The sequence below is a fragment of the Bradyrhizobium sp. UFLA05-89 genome (assembly GCF_059803475.1).
This window is the reverse complement of the sequence record NZ_JBANBA010000005.1, coordinates 124,960-145,543: the sequence shown is the minus strand read 5'-3', so window position 1 is coordinate 145,543 and position 20,584 is coordinate 124,960. Positions and strand designations below refer to the sequence as shown.

The 20,584-nt window shown below is 64.4% G+C and carries 22 protein-coding genes and 1 pseudogene; 6 read left to right on the top strand and 17 right to left on the bottom strand.

The window, feature by feature from the left end; all coding sequences use genetic code 11:
* Positions 1-3: 3 nt before the first annotated feature.
* The 3 genes from SO139_RS04805 to SO139_RS04795 form a co-directional block, all read right to left on the bottom strand.
* On the bottom strand, positions 4-1,149 hold the full coding sequence (locus SO139_RS04805; protein WP_449377235.1) for a glycosyltransferase family 2 protein: 1,146 nt from the start codon (positions 1,147-1,149) through the stop codon (positions 4-6).
* 226 nt (positions 1,150-1,375) lie between these two features.
* The gene (locus SO139_RS04800) at positions 1,376-1,579 is read right to left on the bottom strand and encodes a hypothetical protein (protein WP_449377234.1); all 204 of its coding nucleotides are present in this window, start codon (positions 1,577-1,579) and stop codon (positions 1,376-1,378) included.
* 94 nt (positions 1,580-1,673) lie between these two features.
* On the bottom strand, positions 1,674-2,036 hold the full coding sequence (locus SO139_RS04795; protein ID WP_449377233.1) for a hypothetical protein: 363 nt from the start codon (positions 2,034-2,036) through the stop codon (positions 1,674-1,676).
* A gap of 166 nt (positions 2,037-2,202) precedes the next feature.
* On the opposite strand from SO139_RS04795, the gene SO139_RS04790 reads away from it, so the two are divergent.
* The gene (locus tag SO139_RS04790; RefSeq protein WP_449377232.1) at positions 2,203-3,060 is read left to right on the top strand and encodes a DUF72 domain-containing protein; all 858 of its coding nucleotides are present in this window, start codon (positions 2,203-2,205) and stop codon (positions 3,058-3,060) included.
* Between the two features lie 8 nt (positions 3,061-3,068).
* Complete coding sequence (locus SO139_RS04785; RefSeq protein ID WP_449377231.1) at positions 3,069-3,530, top strand: DUF488 domain-containing protein; 462 nt, start codon at positions 3,069-3,071, stop codon at positions 3,528-3,530.
* 55 nt (positions 3,531-3,585) lie between these two features.
* Here the strand turns inward: SO139_RS04785 and SO139_RS04780 are convergent, their stop codons facing one another.
* From SO139_RS04780 to SO139_RS04740, 9 genes and pseudogenes are all read right to left on the bottom strand, one after another.
* Positions 3,586-4,500, bottom strand: coding sequence for a PhzF family phenazine biosynthesis protein (locus SO139_RS04780; protein WP_449377230.1), 915 nt, complete (start codon positions 4,498-4,500; stop codon positions 3,586-3,588).
* Between the two features lie 121 nt (positions 4,501-4,621).
* Entirely contained in the window at positions 4,622-5,521 is a 900-nt protein-coding gene (locus SO139_RS04775; protein ID WP_498539738.1) for an amidohydrolase family protein, read from the bottom strand.
* A gap of 23 nt (positions 5,522-5,544) precedes the next feature.
* Positions 5,545-6,604 (bottom strand): annotated as a pseudogene (locus SO139_RS04770) (MFS transporter).
* Between the two features lie 50 nt (positions 6,605-6,654).
* Positions 6,655-7,386 (bottom strand): GntR family transcriptional regulator, encoded by a 732-nt coding sequence (locus tag SO139_RS04765; protein ID WP_449377227.1) that lies wholly within the window; start codon positions 7,384-7,386, stop codon positions 6,655-6,657.
* 170 nt (positions 7,387-7,556) lie between these two features.
* Complete coding sequence (locus tag SO139_RS04760; RefSeq protein WP_449377226.1) at positions 7,557-8,864, bottom strand: adenylate/guanylate cyclase domain-containing protein; 1,308 nt, start codon at positions 8,862-8,864, stop codon at positions 7,557-7,559.
* Positions 8,865-8,895: 31 nt separating this feature from the next.
* Positions 8,896-10,059, bottom strand: coding sequence for an ABC transporter permease (locus tag SO139_RS04755; protein WP_498539737.1), 1,164 nt, complete (start codon positions 10,057-10,059; stop codon positions 8,896-8,898).
* 12 nt (positions 10,060-10,071) lie between these two features.
* Positions 10,072-11,010, bottom strand: a complete 939-nt coding sequence (locus tag SO139_RS04750; RefSeq protein WP_449377224.1) for an ABC transporter ATP-binding protein — start codon at positions 11,008-11,010, stop codon at positions 10,072-10,074.
* On the bottom strand, positions 11,007-11,957 hold the full coding sequence (locus SO139_RS04745) for an HlyD family secretion protein (RefSeq protein ID WP_498539736.1): 951 nt from the start codon (positions 11,955-11,957) through the stop codon (positions 11,007-11,009). The genes SO139_RS04750 and SO139_RS04745 overlap by 4 nt, the downstream gene beginning before the upstream one ends.
* Complete coding sequence (locus SO139_RS04740) at positions 11,954-12,646, bottom strand: TetR/AcrR family transcriptional regulator (RefSeq protein ID WP_498539735.1); 693 nt, start codon at positions 12,644-12,646, stop codon at positions 11,954-11,956. The genes SO139_RS04745 and SO139_RS04740 overlap by 4 nt, the downstream gene beginning before the upstream one ends.
* A 111-nt stretch (positions 12,647-12,757) precedes the next feature.
* Between SO139_RS04740 and SO139_RS04735 the strand changes: the two genes are divergently transcribed.
* From SO139_RS04735 to SO139_RS04725, 3 genes are read left to right on the top strand one after another with little or no spacing between them, the layout of a single operon-like run.
* On the top strand, positions 12,758-13,093 hold the full coding sequence (locus SO139_RS04735; protein WP_498539734.1) for an ArsR/SmtB family transcription factor: 336 nt from the start codon (positions 12,758-12,760) through the stop codon (positions 13,091-13,093).
* Positions 13,090-13,563, top strand: a complete 474-nt coding sequence (locus SO139_RS04730) for an SRPBCC family protein (RefSeq protein WP_498539733.1) — start codon at positions 13,090-13,092, stop codon at positions 13,561-13,563. Before SO139_RS04735 ends, SO139_RS04730 begins: the two co-directional genes overlap by 4 nt.
* A gap of 15 nt (positions 13,564-13,578) precedes the next feature.
* The gene (locus SO139_RS04725) at positions 13,579-13,992 is read left to right on the top strand and encodes a GFA family protein (RefSeq protein WP_498539732.1); all 414 of its coding nucleotides are present in this window, start codon (positions 13,579-13,581) and stop codon (positions 13,990-13,992) included.
* Between the two features lie 20 nt (positions 13,993-14,012).
* On the opposite strand, the gene adhP is transcribed toward SO139_RS04725, so the two are convergent.
* Complete coding sequence (gene adhP / locus SO139_RS04720) at positions 14,013-15,038, bottom strand: alcohol dehydrogenase AdhP (RefSeq protein ID WP_498539731.1); 1,026 nt, start codon at positions 15,036-15,038, stop codon at positions 14,013-14,015.
* 180 nt (positions 15,039-15,218) lie between these two features.
* On the bottom strand, positions 15,219-15,629 hold the full coding sequence (locus SO139_RS04715) for a DUF2000 family protein (RefSeq protein ID WP_449377217.1): 411 nt from the start codon (positions 15,627-15,629) through the stop codon (positions 15,219-15,221).
* A gap of 215 nt (positions 15,630-15,844) precedes the next feature.
* On the opposite strand from SO139_RS04715, the gene SO139_RS04710 reads away from it, so the two are divergent.
* Positions 15,845-17,641, top strand: a complete 1,797-nt coding sequence (locus SO139_RS04710) for a CYTH and CHAD domain-containing protein (protein ID WP_498539730.1) — start codon at positions 15,845-15,847, stop codon at positions 17,639-17,641.
* 36 nt (positions 17,642-17,677) lie between these two features.
* Here SO139_RS04710 and SO139_RS04705 read toward each other — a convergent pair whose 3' ends face one another.
* The 3 genes from SO139_RS04705 to SO139_RS04695 all read right to left on the bottom strand — a co-directional run bounded on the left by SO139_RS04705 (position 17,678) and on the right by SO139_RS04695 (position 20,583).
* Positions 17,678-18,067 (bottom strand): DUF4189 domain-containing protein, encoded by a 390-nt coding sequence (locus SO139_RS04705; RefSeq protein WP_449377215.1) that lies wholly within the window; start codon positions 18,065-18,067, stop codon positions 17,678-17,680.
* Positions 18,068-18,280: 213 nt separating this feature from the next.
* The gene (locus SO139_RS04700) at positions 18,281-19,885 is read right to left on the bottom strand and encodes an NTP transferase domain-containing protein (protein ID WP_498539729.1); all 1,605 of its coding nucleotides are present in this window, start codon (positions 19,883-19,885) and stop codon (positions 18,281-18,283) included.
* A complete protein-coding gene (locus SO139_RS04695) occupies positions 19,882-20,583 on the bottom strand; it encodes an XdhC family protein (RefSeq protein WP_449377213.1) in 702 nt (233 codons plus the stop codon). The genes SO139_RS04700 and SO139_RS04695 overlap by 4 nt, the downstream gene beginning before the upstream one ends.
* Between the last annotated feature and the right edge of the window lies 1 nt (position 20,584).

Genomic DNA, 20,584 nt, shown 5'->3' with positions numbered 1-20,584 from the left:
GCGCTATTTCTTGCGCCAGACGAACAGCCCGGACATCGCGTAGTTCCACACCACGCCCATCAGCGCACCGGCCATGCCGGCAAGCCACCAGATCGGCTCCTGATCGTAGACCGAGAAGGCGACGCCGACATTGGCGAACAGGCCGACGCTACAGACGATGTAGAAGGCGATCAGGCCGCGCAGGATCGCAAAGCCCTTCAGTCGCTGGTCGCGATAGGTGAGGAAATTGTTGAGGACGAAGTTGCTGGTCATGGCGACGAGAGCGCCTGAGGCCTGCGCCTCCGCGAACGGCGCCTTGAAGATCTCGAGCCCGATGAACAGCGTCATGAGATGCACGACGAGGCCGATGCCGCCGACCATCGCGAACAGGAGGAAGCGCAGCGACACCGCGTCGTTGGTAAGCTTCGCCAGCACCAGGCCCAGGAAGTCGAGCGCGACCATGGAATCGAGCTTGCTCTCGCCGTGCTGGCGCGCGCCGAAGGTGTAGGGAATTTCGACGGCGCGTAAGCTGCCTTGCGCGGTCGCGACGATATCGAGCAGGATCTTGAAGCCGTGCACCGAGAGTTTCGGCGCCAGTTGTTCGAAACGGTCGGTGCGGATCATGAAGAAGCCGCTCATGGGGTCGGCGATCTCGACCTGCAGTACCTGCTTGGCGACTTCGGTCGCAAGCGCGCTGGCGCCGGCGCGCTGCTTGTTGAAGCCTTCGCTCTTGTAGCCCTCGATATAGCGGCTGCCGACGACGAGCTCGGCCTCTCCGCTCGCGAGCAGCGAGAGCATCTTCGGCAGTTGCGTCTCGTCATGCTGGAGATCGGCGTCGATCACGGCCGCATAGGGTGCGCTCGAGGCCAAAATGCCTTCGATGCAGGCACCCGACAGGCCGCGGCGGCCGATGCGGCGGATGCAGCGAACGCGACTGTCGCGCCTGGCGAGCGCGCGCACCACGTCCCAGGTTCCGTCGGGCGAATTGTCGTCGACGAACACGACCTCCCAGGCGATGCCGGCCAGAGTCGCTTCCAGCCGCCGGTACAGGACCGTGACATTGTCGCGCTCGTTGAAGGTGGGAACGACAACGGAAAGCTCTGGCGACCGTGGACCCGATTGCGGGGCCTGCGGCGGGGAATCGGGGGCCGGCCTGATAGCTTCGTTCATGACGGGGAGCGTATATCCGCCGCGTCCCGCAATGCCAAGCCGGGGTTTTAAGGGGAAAGCCCCCAAAGGGGGTACGAAAATGCCAACGACCCCAGAATAACGAGCCACGCGTACATCCGGCGCAGCCAAGCTATTCCAAGGTCGTCCCGGCGCCGGAGCGATAAGCTGCGACGTCGCCGTTATGGGCTAGATAGGAACGACACTGGCCCTCCGCAAGAGGGCCGGCCTATTGGTTTGGCACTTCGCGGATGACCGGTCCGCGCGGGGCAGGCGCGGCCGGAGCCGCGGGTGCTGCGGCCTCAGGCTGGGCGGCCGCCCTCGGTTTCTGCGGCTTGCCGTATTGGCCGATCGGCCCGAACACGACGGCAACCGCCAGCACGACAGCTGCGACGATCGCGCCAAAAATGCCTCCGATCGACTCAGACGTCATGCCTGCGCATTCCTGTTGCAATGTATTGAAACAATATCATGGAAGCGCCAGCCGCCGGAAGGGGGCCGGGTTCCGACGGTTAATGCATGAACAGCTAGCGCTGAGGCGCCCTGTGCTTCGCGAAGGCCGTCACGATATCCTTCTGCGCCGATTCGACCGCCCTGTTCGCGGTCGCGAGATGAGCGCCGGCATCGATGTTGGGATATTGCGTCGTCAGATAGTCGAGCAACGCGACCCGATAATACTGCCGCTCGGAAGGACAGGCGCCCGCGACCGAGCGCGAAAAATCCTGTTCCGAGAGGCCCTGATTGCTGTCGCGTGAATATTCCCGCGCCAGGCAGTGCCAATAGTCGTCGCGGCCCTGAATCGCCAGCTTGTGCGCCCCTCCCGCATCGTCATCATCGGCAATGGCAGCAGACGTCATCATGACCAGCGCCAGCGCGATCAGCATCCGCATCTTGTTCTCCCTTTATCGCAGATCCCGGAGAGCGACCTTAGACGGGACGCCGCAACTGGCCAATCACATCTCGCGACTAAAGCGCGATAAGATCGCGCTTTAGGTTATTGCTTGAGCATGATCTTTTCGGAAAACCGCTTCACACTTTTCCGGATCATGCTTTAGGATGCAAGTCCTCCCCCCATCCGCGCGAGATCCTCCCGTGGCCAAAGCAAAAACCGCGTCGCAAAAATCGGGCAACATCTTCATCGGTGTCGGCGGCTGGACCTTCGAGCCCTGGCGCGGCGTGTTCTATCCGGAAAAGCTCACCCAGGCGAAGGAGCTGTCCTATGCCGCATCGAAGCTGACCTCGATCGAGATCAACGGCACCTATTACGGCTCACAGAAGCCGGAGAGCTTTCGTAAATGGGCCTCCGAAGTGCCGGATGGATTCGTCTTCTCGGTCAAGGGGCCGCGCTTTGCCACCAACCGGCGGGTGCTGGCGGAGGCCGGCGATTCCATCAAGCGGTTCTATGATTCCGGCGTGCTGGAGCTGCGCGATCGCCTCGGGCCCGTGCTCTGGCAGTTCGCGCCGACCAAGAAGTTCGACGGCGCAGACTTCGGCAAGTTCCTCGAGCTGTTGCCGCGCAAGCTCGACGGACGCGCGCTACGCCATGTCGTCGAGGTCCGTCACGACAGCTTCTGCACGCCCGACTTCGTCGCGCTGCTGCGCGAGTTCGAGACGCCGGTCGTGTTCGCCGAGCACGGCAAATATCCGGCGATCGCCGACGTCGTCAGCGATTTCGTCTATGCACGGCTTCAGAAGGGCAATGACGAACTGAAGTCCTGCTATCCGCCCAGGGATCTCGATGCCTGGGGCAAGCGGTTTCAGGCCTGGGCCTCAGGCAGTGAACCGGATGACCTGCCGAAAGTTGACAAGGCAAAGCCAAAAAAGGAGCCGCGCGACGTGTTCGCCTATGTCATCCACGAGGGCAAGGTGCGCGCGCCGGCCGGCGCCATGGAACTGATCGCGCGGGTCGCCTGAGGTCCGGCATGGCCAAAGCGAAGAAGCTGTTCACCATCGGCTACGAGCAGACGCCGCCCAAGGCCGTGCTGGACGAGTTGGAGCAGGCCGGCGTCAAGCTGCTCGTCGACGTGCGCGCGGTGACGTCGTCGCGCCGGCCGGGCTTTTCCAAGAAGCAGCTCGCGGCGGGGCTCGACGAGCGTGGCATCGCCTACGTCCACCTCGCGGCCCTCGGCACGCCCAAGGAGGGGCGGCTTGCCGCGCGCAGCGGCGAGTATGCGGTGCTCGAGAAGATCTACTCAAAGCACCTGAAGACGCCGCAGGCGAAGGAAGAGCTCGACGAATTGTCGGCGCTGGTGAAGAAGGCCGGCCCCGTCTGCCTGCTCTGCTACGAGCGCGACCACACCCACTGCCACCGTCAGATGATCGCGGAGATCATCGAGGAGCGCGACGGGGTGAAGGTGGAGAATTTGGCAGGGCGGCAGGTGTAGGTGCCGTCATTCCGGGCGCGCGAAGCGCGAGTCCGCAATGACGACCGGAGAGAGCCTACGCCTCGCCCGTCAGACGGAACGTCCCTTCCATCATCTGCACGCACTGGCCGCCGACATGGGAGGACAGAAGCCCGCCGTTCTGCTTGCGCACGCGCGTCAGCAGGATGCTCGGCCTGCCCATGTCAAATCCCTGGCCGATGGTGAGCTTCAACTCGCCCTCGTGCCGGGGATCGAGATCGGCAAACAGGGCAGCGGCCGCGACCGTAGCGCTGCCGGTGGCGGGGTCCTCGATCAGGCCGCTTGCGCCGGGGAAGAACATCCGCGCCTGGAGATCGCTAGGCGCTTCCGCTGCAGGCACGTCCCGCGTGTAGAAATAAACTGCGAAGGCGCCGTCACGCGGCAACACCCGGCCGAACGCCGCGGCGTCGGGCTTCGCCCGCTTCACCGCATCGCGCGAGCGCACTTCCGCCACCACGAACGGCGTTCCCACACCGACAATCTGCGGCGCATGCCGATCCAGCCCGATGTCTTCCGCACTCAGCGAAAGACACGCTGCAACGTCGCTTGCGGAAAGCTGCGAGAGGCGGCTCAGCGGCTGCGGCGCGGTGAGCTCGGCGTTGACCACCCGGCCCTGCTCCCGCTGAATGTCCACCGGCACGAGGCCGGCCTTCTCCTCGAACAGCAGTCGCTGTTTCGGCTCCTTGGCAAGCGTCGCGAGCACGAACGCCGTGCCGACGTTGGGATGTCCGGCAAAGGGAAGCTCCCTGACGGGCGTGAAGATGCGCACCTCCGCATCGTTCGCCTTGTCGCGCGGCGGCAGCACGAACGTGGTCTCGGAATAGTTGAACTCGGTCGCGATCGCCTGCATCTGCTGCGTCGACAGCCCGCCGGCATCGAGCACGACGGCGAGCTGGTTGCCGCCGAAGGCGCGGTTGGTGAATACGTCGACGGTGATGTAGCGGCGTTGCATCCTTCTTCCCTCACGCAATGTACAGCCTCGACCGGCTGCATCGGCCTGCATGTTACAGGCCGATGGTAGCAACCGTCATGCCCCAAAACTCGGAGCACTCGGTGCAATCGCGCGAAAGAAATTAGAAGCGGAAAAGCTGATACGGCGATGCCAGTACTTGCGCGCGCTCGTCCTTGTCCGTGACGAGCTCGTCGAGAAAGCGTCGGTTCTTCTCGTAACTTTGCATCGCCTCGAACTGCGTGTGCGGCCAGTCGCTGCCCCACAAAAGGCGGTCGAGACCGTAAGCGGCGCGCAGCAGCGGATAGGCTTCCTTCGCAAAACTCTCGCCGGCCGGACCATTGCGGTACGGCGCGGAGACCTTGACCCAGACATTTCTGGTCGCGCCCAGCTTCAGCGCCGCTAGGAAGCCCGGGTCGGTGACGCCGAGCTTTGGATCCGGCAGAGCGAAATGATCGAGCACGACGGCGACACCGCGGTCGAGAAGCTGCGGCGCGAGCGTTGCGAGATCGGAGGCGTTGCGCTGGATCTCGACCTGCCAGCCCAGCGATTTGACCGATGCCAGCAGCGCCTTCCATTCGGGCGCAGTGAGATCCGGCAAGGGCTGGCCGACGAGATTGAGACGGATGCCGACGATGCCGGCGCGGTCGAGCGCGGCAAGCTCCTCGGCAGGAATCGCGGGATCGACGACGGCGATGCCGCGCAGCCGACCGCCGGCCGCCTTCAGACATTCGACGAGATAGGAATTGTCGGTGCCGAGAAAGCTCGGCTGCACCAGCACGCCGTTGGTCATGCCGTTGCGATCGAGCTGCTCAAGATAGAGATCGAGCAGCGCGTCATAGTCCGGCGCGTAACGCCGGCCGGGCGCAAGCTTCAGGCCACGGTGAAAGACGTGCGCGTGGGTGTCGATCGCAGGCATCGTCACCTCACTCACCGCCTTGCCCGTACTGGCGATCACCGAGGCAAGGGCAACGGCGCCCGCGCCGAATTGACGGCGCGTGAGGCCGCATTCGCCTGTCGTCATGCTCGTTACTCCACATTCGCAGCTCAGGCGCGTGTGCCGGCTACGGCCTGCTCGAACACCTTGCCCCGGGTCTCGGGCAGCAGCAGCACCGCGATCAGCACCAGCGAATAGGCAAACGCCGCGTCGATCCCGATCGCCGGCCCAAGCCCGATATGGTCGCTGAGATAGCCGACGAGAAACGGAAACGCGGCGGAGACGACGCGGCCGAAATTGTAGCAGAAGCCGACGCCGGTGCCGCGCACGCCTGCCGGATAGAGCTCGCTGAACAGCGCGGCCATGCTCGCCGGAATGCCCGCGGAGAAGAAGCCGAGGGGAAAACCCAGGATGCCGCACCTCGCGCAGGTATGTCGGCAGGAACGTGGTCAGCGCGGCATAGCCGCCATGGGCACCAGTACCGAAGAGACCGCCGATCAGCGTCGCGCGCAGCACGTCGCGATGGAAGATGCCGGCGAGTGTGGCAAAGAACGGCGGCTGAGCTGCGCTCGGTGCCACGCGCTGCGGCTCCTTCAGGCCGCGGCGGATGAAGATGATGAGGAGCGCGGGCAACAGTCCGACCGCGAACAGGATCCGCCACGCGATATCCGCCGGCGCATAAGTGAAGACCAGCGCCGACAGCAGCACGGCTGCGCCCCACCCCACCGCCCAGGCGCTCTGCACCGAGCCGAGCGCCTTGCCGCGATGCTCGGGACGGATGATCTCGGCCATCAGCACCGCGCCGCAGGCCCATTCGGCGCCGAAGCCGAGGCCCTGGATGGCCTTCAGGACCAGGAGTTGCGCAAAGCTCATCGCAAAAGCGCTGGCAAAGGTCGCAAGCGCGAAGGCAGCGACCGTGATCTGCAACGCCTTGACGCGCCCGAAGCGGTCACCGAGCGCGCCGCCAAGCCAGCCGCCGAAAGCGCCGAAGAACAGGGTGACCGAGCCAAGCAGGCCGGCATCGGCCTTGCTGATGCCAAAGGCCGCGATCAGCGCGGGGATCGCAAGGCCGAACATCTGGACGTCGAGCGCATCCAGCGCCCAGCCGCCGAAGCTTGCCCAGAAGGTGCGCCGCTCGAGCGGCGAGCTTTCGCTGTACCAGTTTGCCATCGTCTCTTCCCTGAAAATTGGTTATTGCTTGATGTCGTTTTCGCTCGCGCTCACCGGATCTCGGCGTGGTAGCGGAAGCGGTTGGCCGGCCCGCGCGAGCGGCGCCATTCGATCGGGCGCCGCTCGAGATCGAGCGCGAGACGCTCGATGACGATCAGCGGCGCGCGGGCCTCGAGCCGCAACAGGCGAGCCTGCATCTCGCTCGCAGTCTCGACGGTCAGGATTTCCTCCGCCGACACCACGACCTCGCCGCAGCGCTCCTCGTAGAGCGGATAAAGCAGGTCGCCGAACTCGGACGGGTCGATGTCGAGGATCGCCGCGAAGCGCGACTTTTGCAGCCAGATCTCTTCGGCAAGCAGCGGCACGTCGTCAATCAGGCGCAGGCGCGACAGACTGATCACGGGCTCGCCGACGGAGATACGCAGCGCGGATGCGACGGCAGAGGTTGCCGGCACGCATTTCCGCCTGAGGATGCGGCTTTGCGGCACGCGGCGCTCGCCGCTCTCGGACTGGAAGCGGAAGAAGCGGAACAGCGAGGAGTTGAAGCGCGCGCGGCGGACGAAGGTGCCGCGGCCCTGCTGGCGCTCAAGCACGGTGTCGCTGACGAGCTGATCGATCGCCTTCCGCACGGTGCCGATCGCGACGCCGTAATGCGCGGCGAGCTCGGCTTCGGACGGAATCGGCTCGCCCGGCCTCCATTCATTGCGGTTGATCCGCGCGGCGAGATCGTCGCGCAGGCGCTGGTAGCGTGGCAGGCGGTCGTCGAGCGGGGCTGAATTCATATAGTCATATAGATGACTAGATGAGAAATGAGTCAAGAACTACTGAAATACCTTCACCCTCCTAAAGCCTGGTGGTCGTCATTCCGGGGCAGCTCGAAGAGCCGAACCCGGAATCTCGAGATTCCGGGTTCGCCCTTAGGGCGCCCCGGAATGACGGGCATCGGAGTCCACTACCCCAACTGAAAAACCGCCATCGGCCGCTCGTAGCCGCGCACCTCGACCTCTCCGAGCGCGACGGCATCGTCGCCATCGTCACCGAGGACATCGCGCACCGCGGACGAAATCAGGAGCTGCGAGCCGAAATCCTTGTTCAGCGCCTCCAGCCTTGAGGCAAAGTTCACGGTGTCGCCGATCACCGTATACTCCTTGCGCCGGGGTGAGCCGATATTGCCGGCGACGACCTCGCCGAAATGGATGCCGATGCCGATCCGCAGCGGCCAGCTCGATTGCGCGTTGATGTGGTCCATCGCGCTGAGCATCTCGCGGCCGGCAGCGACGGCCCGGTGCGCGGCGTCGGATGCGGCGAGCGGTGCCCCAAACAGTGCGAGAAAACCGTCGCCCAAGAACTTGTTCACGATGCCGCCATGGCGATCGAGGATGTCGACCAGCACGGCGAAGGCGCCGTCGAGCCGATCGACCACGTCCTGCGGCGAGCGCGAGCGTGCGCCGGCGGTGAAGCCGCGGAAGTCGACGAACATCACCGCGACACGCCTGATGTCGCCGCCCGCGCTGGTCCCCTCCGCCATCAGCCGCTCGACGACCTGCGGCGAGACGTGCTGGCCGAACAGGTTTGTGACGCGGTCGCGCGCGGTAGCTGCCGTGATGCTTGCCGCGAACTGGCGGCGAAGCTGCGCGCCGACGGCGCCTGCGAGCACGCCGCAGACCAGGATGATGCAGCTGCGCACCGCATGGAAATAGGCCTGAGGCTCGCCGGCGCCGCTGACGGGATCGAAATAGAGTGCGACGGCGAGGAGCTGGGCAGCCGCCACGAATCCGGTGAAGGCCGACAACCAGAAATCGAGGCGCAGCGTCGAGAGAATGATGAAGATGAAATAGACCAGGGGCACGGCAAAACCGAGTGCAGGGATTGCCCCCATACTGCGGATCTCCAGGACCAGGATGACCGTCGGCAGCGAGGTCTCGATCAGCGTCCCGATGTACCGCCTGACCACCGGCACGTCCCGATCGAGCCTGAGATTTCGCCTGATCTGGGACTGAACCCAGACCTCGAACAGGACAAATCCGATCAGCAGGCTATAGACCTGGATCAGCCCGGACGTCCCGTGCCAGACCCGGTCCACGACGCTCGGGGCGATCAGGTACATCGCAGTGATGAACAGGATCATGACGCATCCCGTCACGATCAGCGCCTTGACGCGCAACAGCTCGGTCCGCAGTACCTCGCGCGCCAGCTCGTGCTCGAAATCCGCCGATATCGCGGCCTTCTGCCCGCCGGTCCTGCTTGCAAAACTGACCATCTCGCCCCTCGTCGTTGCGGGGCATTTTGCCTCAATCGAGCGTGCGGCGGAAGCGCGTCACGGCGATGACCATGGCGACCAGCATGAGGGCTGCCAGCGCCAAAGTGTCATATTGCAGGTTCTGGACGGTTGCGCCTTTGAGCATGATGGCGCGGACGATACGCACATAATGCGTCAGCGGCAGGCCCTCGCCGAGATATTGTGCCCAGACCGGCATGCCAGCGAACGGGAACATGAAGCCGGACAGCAAGATGCTCGGCAGGAAGAACATCATCGACATCTGCATGGCCTGGAGCTGGTTCTGCACGATGGTCGAGAACGTGTAGCCGATTGCGAGATTGGTGGTGATGAACAGCGTCGAAAGCAGCGCCAGCAAGGTGAGGCTGCCGAGCACGGGCACGCCGAACAGCAACACGCCGATCGAGAGGATCAGGAAGGCCTGAATGAAGCCGACCAGCACGTAAGGGATGATCTTCCCGAACATCACCTCGACCGGCCGTATCGGCATCGAGAGCAGGCTTTCCATGGTGCCGCGCTCGACCTCGCGCGTGACGGACAGCGCGGTGAAGATCAGCATGGTCATGGTCAGGATGGTGCCGACGAGGCCCGGCACGATGTTCAGCCGCGAGGACGCGGCCGGATTGTAGCGGGCGTGCGCACGGATCTCGAACGGCATCTCCGGGGGATCGCCGATGTAGAGATCGTGCTGGAGCGCGGTCTGCACGATCATGCCGAGCGAGCCGAGCGCTGCGCTTGCCGCGACCGGATCGGTCGCATCGGCGGCGACCAGCAGCGCCGGCTTGTCGCCGCGCCGCACCGCGCGCTCGAAGCCGCGCGGGATCTCGACGCCGAACAGCACCTTGCCGGACTTCAGCAGGTTGTCGAACTCGTCGACGTCGTGCACCTCGCGGGTGAAACGGAAATAGGCGGTGTTCTCCAGCGCCTTCAGCACGGAGCGCGCGAGATCGCTATCCTCCTGGAGCAGGACGGCGCTCGGCAGATTGTGCGGCGTGGTGTTGATGGCATAGCCGAACAGCAGAAGCTGCATCACCGGGATCATCACGATCATGGCGAAGGAGACGCGGTCGCGGCGGAGCTGGATGAACTCCTTCACCACCATCGCATAGGAGCGCCGCCAGAAGCCGAAGCGCTCGCGGATGTCGTGACCGTGATCCGATATGTCTGTAACGCTCATTGGAAATTGTCCTTATTGGAAATTGTCCCTGGAGCGGTTCATGAGTTCGATGAAGACGTCTTCGAGCGAGGGATGCGATTTCTGCCAGTGCATGCCATCCCGGTCGCGCAAGGGCGCGATACTGGCTTCCAGCGCCGCGACGTCGCGGCCCGAGACGTGCAGCGAGGTGCCGAACGGCGCCACCATGTCGACGCCGGGCTTGCCGGTGAGCTCGGCGGCGAGCCCGTTCAAATCATCGCCAGTGACGGTGTAGGTGGTGAGCGCGGATTTCGCGATCACCTCGTCGACCGTGCCATGGGTGAGGAGATGGCCGTAGGCGATGTAAGCGATCTCGTGGCAGCGCTCGGCCTCGTCCATGTAATGAGTTGACACCAGCACGGTGAGGCCTTCGGCGGCGAGCGCATGGATCTCGTTCCAGAAGTCGCGCCGCGCCTTGGGATCGACGCCGGCGGTCGGCTCGTCCAGCAGCAGGAGTTGCGGATTGGGCAGCGTGCAAGCGCCCAGCGCCAGCCGCTGCTTCCAGCCGCCGGAGAGCTCGCCCGCAAGCTGCTCCTCGCGGCCCGAAAGACCGAGCCGCTTGATCATCTCGCCTGCCGCGCCGCGCGCATCGCGCATGCCGTAGAGCCGCGCAACGAACTCCAGGTTCTCGCGCACCGAGAGGTCCTGATACAGGCTGAAGCGCTGGGTCATGTAGCCGACCTGGCGCTTGATGCGATCGGCATCGCGCCTGATGTCGTAGCCGAGACAGGTGCCCTCGCCGCTGTCGGGCGTCAGAAGCCCGCAGAGCATGCGGATGGTCGTGGTCTTGCCACTTCCGTTGGGACCGAGAAAGCCGTAGATCGAGCCGCGCTTCACCTGCATCGACAGATCGTGCACGACCTCGCGGCCGCCAAAGGACTTTGTCAGTCCTTTGACGTCGATCGCGATACCGTTGCCGGCTGTCCCGCTCATCGCTTGTCCGCTACCGGAGTTTTGGGATTGAGATACACGCTGATCGGCTGGCCCACGCGCAGCGCATCGGGCCGCGACGGCCGCGCCTGGATCAAGTACACGAGCTTGTTGCGCTCATCGAGGCTGTAGATCACCGGCGGGGTGTATTCGGCCGTGGTCGCGATGAAATAGATCTTCGCGGTGAGATCGGCCGCACAATTGTCGCAGGCGACCCGCACCTGATCGCCGATCGCAAGCTTGGGCAGCTCGGTCTCCGGCACGAAGAAGCGCAGCTTCATGTTGCCCGGCGGCATGATCGACAGCACCGGCCGCTGCGCCGCCACCATCTCGCCCTCGCGGAAATAGATCTGCTGGATGGTGCCGGCAACCGGCGCAAAACCCTTGCGCCGCGCCAGCCGCGTCTCCGAGGTCACCACGCGCGCCTCAGCGACCCGCAGGTCCGAGACGGCAGAATCGAGCGTCGCCTGCGTACCGGAGCCGGTCTTTCTAAGCGACTCCGCACGATCATGGGTCTGCTGCGCGTTCGCCAGCGTCGCCTTGGTCTGATTGAGATCGGCAAGCTGGAGATCGTCGTCGACCGAGTAAAGGGCATCGCCGACCTTCACCTCGTCGCCTTCGCGGACGTTGAGCCTGGTGACGCGGCCGGCCTCATCGGGGCTGACGAAGATCATGTCGGCCTCGACCCAGCCCTGGAAGCCGGGATCGCGGCTCTCCTTGCAGGCGGCAAGCCCGGTTGCAAGCAACAGGGCCGCGATCGCACAAAGTCGCGCGCGAGGCACCGAAAACTGAATCGCCTGGGGCGGCAGATGCCTCTGTCGAACCCTCACCCTGAGGAGCCGCGAAGCGGCGTCTCGAAGGGCGAGGGGCAACAACCGGGCCTTCATCCTTCGAGACGCGCGTTCCGCGCTCCTCAGGATGAGGTGAGAAATGGTTTGCGACGACCTCATGTCGTCCTCCGTTCGCCAAAAATCAAATCGAGATGGACGCGCAGCATCTCCTGCGCGTCGAGCGGGAAATGCCGCGCAAACAGGCTCTGCCAGATCACCGCGATCAGCGCCGGCGCGACCAGGATCTGGGGAAAGCGCGCGAGGTTCTTTTGCTGAATCTCACCGCGGGCGATCCCGAGCTCGATCAGCGCGCGCATGCCGGCCATCCCACGCGACACCACCTCGCGATAGTAGAAGTCGGCCACGGCCGGAAAGCGCGGCCCCTCCGCCACGATCAGGCGCACGAGATCGCCGCGCCTGGTGTTCGCAACCTCCTTCAGGAAATTGGTCGCAAAGGCCTCGACGAGATCGCGCACCGAGCCGGTCGGCGGCGGCAGCGTGGTGAGCCGCTCGACCACTGGCACGATGACGATGCGCACCAGCTCCTCGAACATGGATTCCTTGTCCTTGAAGTGCAGGTAGATCGTGCCCTTCGCCACGCCCGCGCGCTTGGCGATGTCGTCGAGCCGCGTCGCCGCAAAGCCGCGCGCGATGAACTCTTCCAGAGCCGCCTCCACGATCGCCGCACGCCGCTCCGCCGCGCGCGTGGCGCGGTTTGATCCGGGAGCGGCAGCTTCGCCGGCTTCGTGCGCATCGCTCTTGGCGCGGACTGCGGATGACATGACGGGTTTGGTCGGTTTCTTTGGCATCTGTAATTTATGACTGACTAGTCAGTCACTGTCAAGTTTTGGATTCGCCTGCAGCATCACTCGGACAAATTAGCCTTGACTAATTCATTAGTGATCGCTAATTTAACGGCCATGCTCGGAGCCGCTCCAAACTCAGTCACCACCGTCATGCGCGCTCTCGCCGATCCAACCCGCCGCGCCGTGTTCGAGCGTGTTTTCCAGAGCAAGGAGATCAGCGTCGCGGAGCTGACGCGCGGCAGCGGCGTAACCCAGGGCGCGATCTCGCAACACCTGAAGTCGCTGAAACAGGCGGGCCTCGTCGCCGAACGCGCCGAGGGGCGCAACGTCTACTACCGCGCCGCGCCGCAGGGACTCGAGCCTCTGGTTGAGTGGATGGATCATTACGGCGTCTTCTGGCGCGAGCGCTTCCAGGACCTGCGTGACCTCTTGAAGGAGATCGATCCGTGAGTGCAGCCGAGTTGAAAGCCGAGACCCAAGCGAATATCCGGGACATCGCCATTGAAGAGGTCTTCCCTCACACACCCGCGACAGTCTGGAAGGCGCTGACCAGCGCGCAGTTGATCGCGCGCTGGCTGATGCCGCCGACCGGCTTCGAGGCGATCGAAGGCAACACCTTCACCTTCCAAACCACGCCGGGAGGCGCCTGGGATGGAGTGATTCATTGCCGGGTTCTGGAGGTCATCCCGAACCAGCGTCTCGTCTATGCCTGGAAGGGCGGCGACGAGCGCAACACCGGCTACGGCGCGCCGCTCGACACGATCGTGACCTGGTCCCTCACCCCGGTCGAAGCCGGAACGCGGATCCGTCTGGTTCATGCGGGCTTCGTCATGCCCAGAAACGACTCCGCCTACACGGTCATGAGCGGCGGCTGGAAGAAGGTCGTCCGGCAGCTCGACGAGATCAGCGGCGAACAGTAAGTGGGAGATCCCGCGATGAACAAGCCCTATACCGGCGGCTGCGCCTGCGGCGCGATCCGCTATTCGATTGCCAGTGAGCCCCTCTTCGCCAACCACTGCCAGTGCCGGGACTGTCAACGTGAAAGCGGCACCGGCCACGGCTCGTACCTCACCTTCGCGCGCCCCGGCGTCACGTTGACGGGCGAGGCCAAGCAATGGGACATGGTCGGCGATAGCGGCAACGTGAAGACGCGCGCCTTCTGCTCCGTGTGCGGCTTGCCGGTCTACATGACCTTCGCAGCACAGCCCGACATCTTCACCGTCCGCGCCGCGAGCCTCGACGAGCCGGCCCGCTACAAGCCGCAGGTGATTACTTACGCGGCGCGCGGTCATGACTGGGATCGCCTCGATCCGAGCCTGCCCAAGTTCGAGACCATGCCGCCGGCGTGAGGCGCCGGCGCTAAATTAATCTAGGCAAAATCGAGCACCATGCGGCCGTCGATCTTGCCGGCCTTCATCTTTTCGAACACCGTGTTGATCTCGGCGAGCGGCACCTTGGTGACCTCGGCATGCACCTTCCCGTCGGCCGCAAAAGCGATGGCCTCATCGAGATCCCTGCGCGTGCCGACGATTGAGCCGCGCACGGTGATGCGCTTCAGCACGACATCGAAGATCGGGGTCGGGAATTCGCCGGGCGGCAGACCGACGAGACTGACGGTGCCCTTCCGGCGCGCCATCTTCAGCGCCTGCGCGAAGGCAGCCGTCGAGACGGCGGTCACCAGCACGCCATGCGCCCCTCCCCCGGTCGCGGCCAGCACCTTGTCGACGGCATCAGCATTCAGCGCGTTGACTGCGAGATCGGCGCCGGTCGTACGCGCCAGCGCCAGCTTGTCCTCGGCGATGTCGATGGCGGCGACCTTGAGCCCCATCGCCTTGGCATATTGGATCGCGACGTGGCCGAGACCGCCGACGCCTGAGATCACTACCCACTCGCCGGGCCGTGCCTCGGTCTCCTTCAATCCCTTGTAGGTCGTGACGCCGGCGCAGAGGATCGGCGCGACGCCGGCGAAATCGATATTGGCCGGCAGCTTCGCCGCGAACGCGGCAGCGGCGATGACGTATTCGGCAAAGCCACCATTCACGCTGTAGCCGGTGTTGTGCTGATGCTCGCACAGCGTCTCCCAGCCGGTCTCGCAATATTCGCAAGCCATGCACGAATCGTGCAGCCACGCGACGCCGACAGCGTCGCCCATCCTGAGGTTGGTGACGCCGGGTCCCAACGCAGCGACGGTGCCGGCGACCTCGTGACCGGGAATGAAGGGCGGAACCGGTTTAACCGGCCAATCGCCGGACGCTGCGTGCAGATCAGTGTGGCAGACCCCGCAAGCCTTCACCTTGACCAGGACCTCGCCAGGACCAGGCTGCGGCAGCGGCACATCCCTGATCTCGAGCGGCTTGCCAAAGCTGGTGACGACGGCAGCTTTCATGGTCGGCATCGGTCTGCTCCTTTGCATTCGTGCAAAGTCCTTTGCATTTGTGCAAAGTCCATTGCATTTGCGGGAAGCAGACTAATGGCCGCGAGCGGCGCGCCCTTGATTGACGTCAAACAGCACAATGTTTGCGCACACGATGCGAAGACACATCCGGTGACAGTGGTTTACGCGCGAGCGAACATGTCAGTGATGGAACTTCAAACCATCGCAAATTTTATCGATCACCTTGCGCTCGGCGCGCATCGCGATGCCAACGAGATTGAGATCGGCGCGGCTGACCGCCCTCACCGCCTCGCGATTGGCAGCATCATGCGTGGTCGAGAACATGTCCTCCGTATAGACCGCGGGCGTGACATTGCGCGTCAGCGCGCGATCGAGCGCGCGGGACAGTGCAGGACCATCGGCGCCGTAGATCAGGATCGGTTGACCGATCAAGGAAAGATACTTGGTCCCGGACGCGTCCTCGTAAGGCTCGCCTATGCATTCGGGAAAGTTGGCGGCGATTCCACTGGTGAGGAACGAGGCCACGTTGAGCTTCTGCCACGCTTGGAGATCGGTGCGGATCACGACGGCGATCTTGGTGTCGAATTGCATGATTTTCCCCACGCTTGCCACGCATCGAGAAATAAAATTCCTCGAGTGAGTGCTATCTGAGGATGAATGTAACTCCGGTTGACCTATTTGTTCACAGCGGGAAAATTTCAAACTCGATGCAACCGGGGACCGCTTCCCCACGCGAGTCGAGTCGGCTATACATCACGGCACTGTCATCAAACTGTCACACAAATCCTATGTCCGAATCTGGCGCCATGAAGCCGGCCTTCGAAACCGTGCGTAATGTACCTCGGTCCAACGGCCATCACGTCCCGGAGGACAGGACGAGAAGCACAGAAGACAGGAAGAAAACCAAGAACTCTGTCGCGTCCCGCACGGAACAAGAGCCTCGCATTGACGATGCGCTCGCGCACGGCGACGTCTCGGACGCCGAAGGCCTTGGCGCTGACGCCAGGCCGTCTGGTGGTGAGACGCCTGCACAGGATGTCTCCCCGTCCGGTGACGTTGCTCCACGCGCCGCCGAACTCGAACTCAAGCTGCTTGTGGACGCTGATCGCCTGGCGGATTTCAACAATGCACCGATCATCACGGCGAACGCGCGCAACAAGGGCACACGAAAGCACCTCAAGGCCATCTACTACGACACGCCCAAGCGTGCGCTTCGTCGTCATGGATTGAGCTTCAGGGTGCGCCAGAGCGGCGCTCGGTTCACACAGACCGTGAAGGCCGACTCCGAGAACGATCCGCTCAGGCGTGGCGAATGGGAGGCAAGCGTACCCTCCGCTGCTGCCGATGTCGCGCTGGCGCTGCCGTTCATCCCGGAGAAGCTGCGCACGGATCTCGATCGTCGTCCGCTCGAGGCGGTCTTCACCACCGACATCCACCGGCATCAGCGCATCGTTGACTTGCCATCCGGCACCGTCGAGGTCGCTTTCGACCAGGGCTTCCTGAAATCCGGCGATCGATCGATGCCGGTCAGCGAGATCGAGCTCGAGCTCAAGTCCGGTAGCGTGTCCGCAGTCTACGAGCTTGCGCTGCGGCTCGCCGAGCATGGACCGGTGAAACCATCCATCCGCAGCAAATCGGCGCGCGGATTTGACCTTGCCGCCGACACCCCGCCGGCGGCAAGAAGGCCGCGCAAGCTGCGCCTCGATCCATCGGCCTCCCTCGATGAGACCTTTGCCGCGATCCTGCGCGCCTGTCTCCTTCATCTTCTCCAGTCGCTTCCCGCCGCCGAGGACGGCCGCGATCCCGAAGGGATTCATCAGCTTCGCGTCGCCCTGCGCCGCCTGCGATCCGCCATGCACCTGATGCAATCGGTCCTATCGGAGAGCAAGCTCGACCTGCTGCGCGCAGAGGCCAGGTGGCTGGGACAAAATCTCTCCGCCGCGCGCGAGTGGGACGTCTTCCAGAACGACACGCTGCGCACCGTCGCGCAAGGCTGCCCCTCGATCGCCGGCTTCGACGCACTGGATCAAGCCGTAGAACAACGCCGGACGTCCTCCTACGACAAGGCGCGCCTGGTGCTGGGCGACCGCCGGGCTGCGTCGTTCGTGATCGGGCTTGGTGGCTGGATCGAAACGCGCGGCTGGCGCAGCGAGGTCGCTGCGGAACGTTTGGGCCAACTGGCCGAGCCCGCCATGAATTTCGCACGGCGTATTCTGTCGGCCCAGCATGCGAAGGTGCTCAAGCGCGGCCGCCGCTTCAAGTCGCTCACCCCTGATGAGCTGCACTGCGTGAGGCTCGCCGTGAAGAAGCTGCGCTATGTCGCTGATTTCCTGTTGCCGCTCTATGGGCAGCGCAAGTCTGCAAAACGCTTCTCGGACAGACTGGCCGATTTGCAGCACGAGCTCGGCATCTATAACGACATGGCGACAACGGCTTCGCTGCTCGCGGATATCGGCACGGAGTCCGCAAACGGCAGCACTGCGGCAGCCGCGATCGCCGGCTGGCAGGCACACGCGATGGTCGGTACCGAACCGCGTCTCAGGAAGGCGTGGTCGGATTTCGTAAAAGCGAAGGTCCCCTGGTCGATCGAGACAGAGGCCTGATCGGCCGAGCCATCACCAACGACCGCGTGCGGGGCTTCAACCCTTCGCGTCGCAGGCCCAGGCACGGATGACGCATTCCTTGCCGCCATATTTGTAGCATTCGCGCGTGGCGGCGTTGAGCGTCGTCGAGATCTTCGGCTTCACGGCGTAGCCATAAGCGCCGCAGGGATTGGCGAGATCGACTGACATCGCGGCGCAGGCGCGCTTCATGGTCACGGTCGTGCACTCGCCCTTGCACTGCTTTTGTGCGGCGGCGCGCGCCGCAGCTTCGCCGGGGAAGTCATAGGCATGACCATAGGCGCCGCACTTGCCGACCGCGAAGGCGCCGGCGGCGTGTGCATCCGTGACGTAGCGGGCTCCTGCCACAGCAACGCTCAGCCCAAAGAAAAACATCGCGCAACGGCGCGCGACGACGTTCGAAGCCATGGAAATTCCCCTCCCCCGAGGCAGGCGGAGGAGACCTTATCGGCCGGTCGTTTCCAGATGGTGAACGAGTGGTTGAAATCGGGAGATTGGGAGGCGGCAAGCAGACCCGATTTGTAGGGTAGGCAAAGGCGCTCTTGCGCCGTGCCCACCATCTTTCGTCGATTGGCGGGAGAAGTGGTGGGCACGCTTCGCTTTGCCCACCCTACGGCATCTCTATCCGCGTCTCGCGGCTTCCAGCGCTTGCGGCGTATCGATGTCGAGGAAGGCGCTCTCGCCATCGACGGGGACTTCGGCCACGACTTCCGCATGCTTGGCGATCAGATGGCGCGCGCCGATGTCGCCGTCGAGCGTCATCAATTCGCTGAAGAAGCGGCGCGACCACAGCACAGGATTGCCGCGGCGGCCCTCGCTGACGGGCACGGCAATCAGATTGCCGCGGTCGGGTGCAAAACTGTCGATCAGGCGGTCGACCAGCCCGGCATCGATCAGCGGCATATCGCCAAGGCAGACCAGCGCGCCATCGCAGGTCTCCGGCACGGCCGCGATACCGGCCTTGACCGAACTTGCGATGCCGCCGGCAAAATCCGGATTGCGAACGAACTTCACCTTCAAGCCCCTAAGCGCCTGCTCGACCAGCTCGGCCTGATGGCCGGTGACGACGATCACCTCGGACGCCTTTGAGGCCAGCACCTGCTCGGTCGCGATCCGCACCAGCTTCTTGCCCTCGAGCTCGGCGAGCAGCTTGTTTGGCCCGCCCATCCGGGTCGACCGCCCGGCGGCGAGCACGATCGCAGCGACGTGGCTGTTGCCTTCGGTCTCGGGTTTTGCGCGCGGCTGCGGCCGCGTGACGATCTCCATCAACAGGCCGCCGACACCCATACCCATCAGCTCGGCGCGCGTCACCTTGATGCCGGCGAGGAGCCGCATTAGCACCCAGTCAAAGCCGTTTTCCACCGGCGAGCGCGCACAGCCCGGCGCGCCCAGCACGGGCACCTGGCCGGCGCGGCCGATCAGCAGCAGATTGCCGGGATCGACCGGCATGCCGAAATGCTCGATCGCGCCGCCGATCTCGGTGATAGCCGCCGGGATCACGTCGCGGCGATCGGCGATCGCGGAGGCGCCGAACACGATGACGAGCTCGGCGCCAAGTCCGAGCAGCTCCTTGATCGCCGCCGATAGCGCCGTCTCCTCATGCGGCACCCGCCGCTCGGCGATGATGTTAGCCCCCGCTGGATCCAGCCGCTCGGCAGTGACGCGCAGCGTCTTGTCGACGACCTTGGAGGACAGGCCCGGCAGCAGCGTCGAGACCACGCCGACACGCTTGATCACGTAAGGCGCAACGCGCAGCACGTCGCGGCCAGCGGCCTTCACCGCGGCATCACGCAAACCGCCCTCGACGCCGAACGGGATGATCTTCACGGTGCCAACCATCTCGCCCTCGACCACCGGCTTGAAGGCGGAGAGCGTCGCAAAGGTAATGGCTTCATCGACATTGTTGATACGATCGACCGCCGCGCGGTCGATCACCAGCACGCCGGGGCGCGCCGCGAACAGATTGGCGCGGCCGGTGAAAGCGCGCTCGACATGGATGCCCTCGCCGCCAACAGCATCGGCAATGCTGGCGGCCGCGACGTCCTCGGAGACGTCGCCCTGCTCCATGCGTACCACGACGATGTCCTTGATGCCGGCGCGTGTCAGCGCCTCGACCTCGCCAGGGCCGATCGTCGTGCCCTTCTTCAGCACCAGCGGACCCTGGCGCAGGGTGTGGACCGTCACCCCTCCAATCGCATCCTTCGGACTCGCCGGGCCGAATTTCATGCCGCTACTTCTTTTTCTTTCGGAGGCAGGCGGAGTTGCGCCGTGATCTCGGCCATGATCGACACAGCGATCTCGGACGGCGAGACCGCACCGATCGCAAGGCCGATCGGCGCATGGATGCGCGCGATGTCGCTATCCTTCGCACCCTGCGCCCGCAACCGGTCGCCGCGCTTGGCATGCGTCTTCCGCGAGCCGAGCGCGCCGATATAGAAGCAGTCGCGCTCGAAGGCATGCAGCAGCGCGGGATCGTCGATCTTGGGATCGTGGGTCAGCGCCACGAAGGCGGTGTAGTGGTCGATGTTGAGCGGCGGCAGCGCGACGTCGGGCCATTCCGCGATCAGCGGCACGTCCGGGAATCGCTCGGCGCTCGCAAAGGCCGTGCGGGGATCGACGACCGTGACGTCATAGCCGAGCGAGCGCGCCATCGGCGCCAGCGCCTGGCTGATATGGACGGCCCCGACGATCACCATCTTCGCGGTCGGCGCATAGACGTTGAGAAACAGCTTCTTGTCGCCGGCCTCGACATTGCCGCTCTTACCCGTGCGGAGCTGCTTCTCCAGCTCGACACGCAGGGGATCCTTGGCAAAGTCCTTGGCCTTCACCAGCCGCTGCTCGCCGCTCTCGGTGTCGGTGACAAGGATGACCGGCCGCCGCGCGGCGCGCTCGGCATTGAGTTCGTGCAGGGTTTCGAGCTTCACG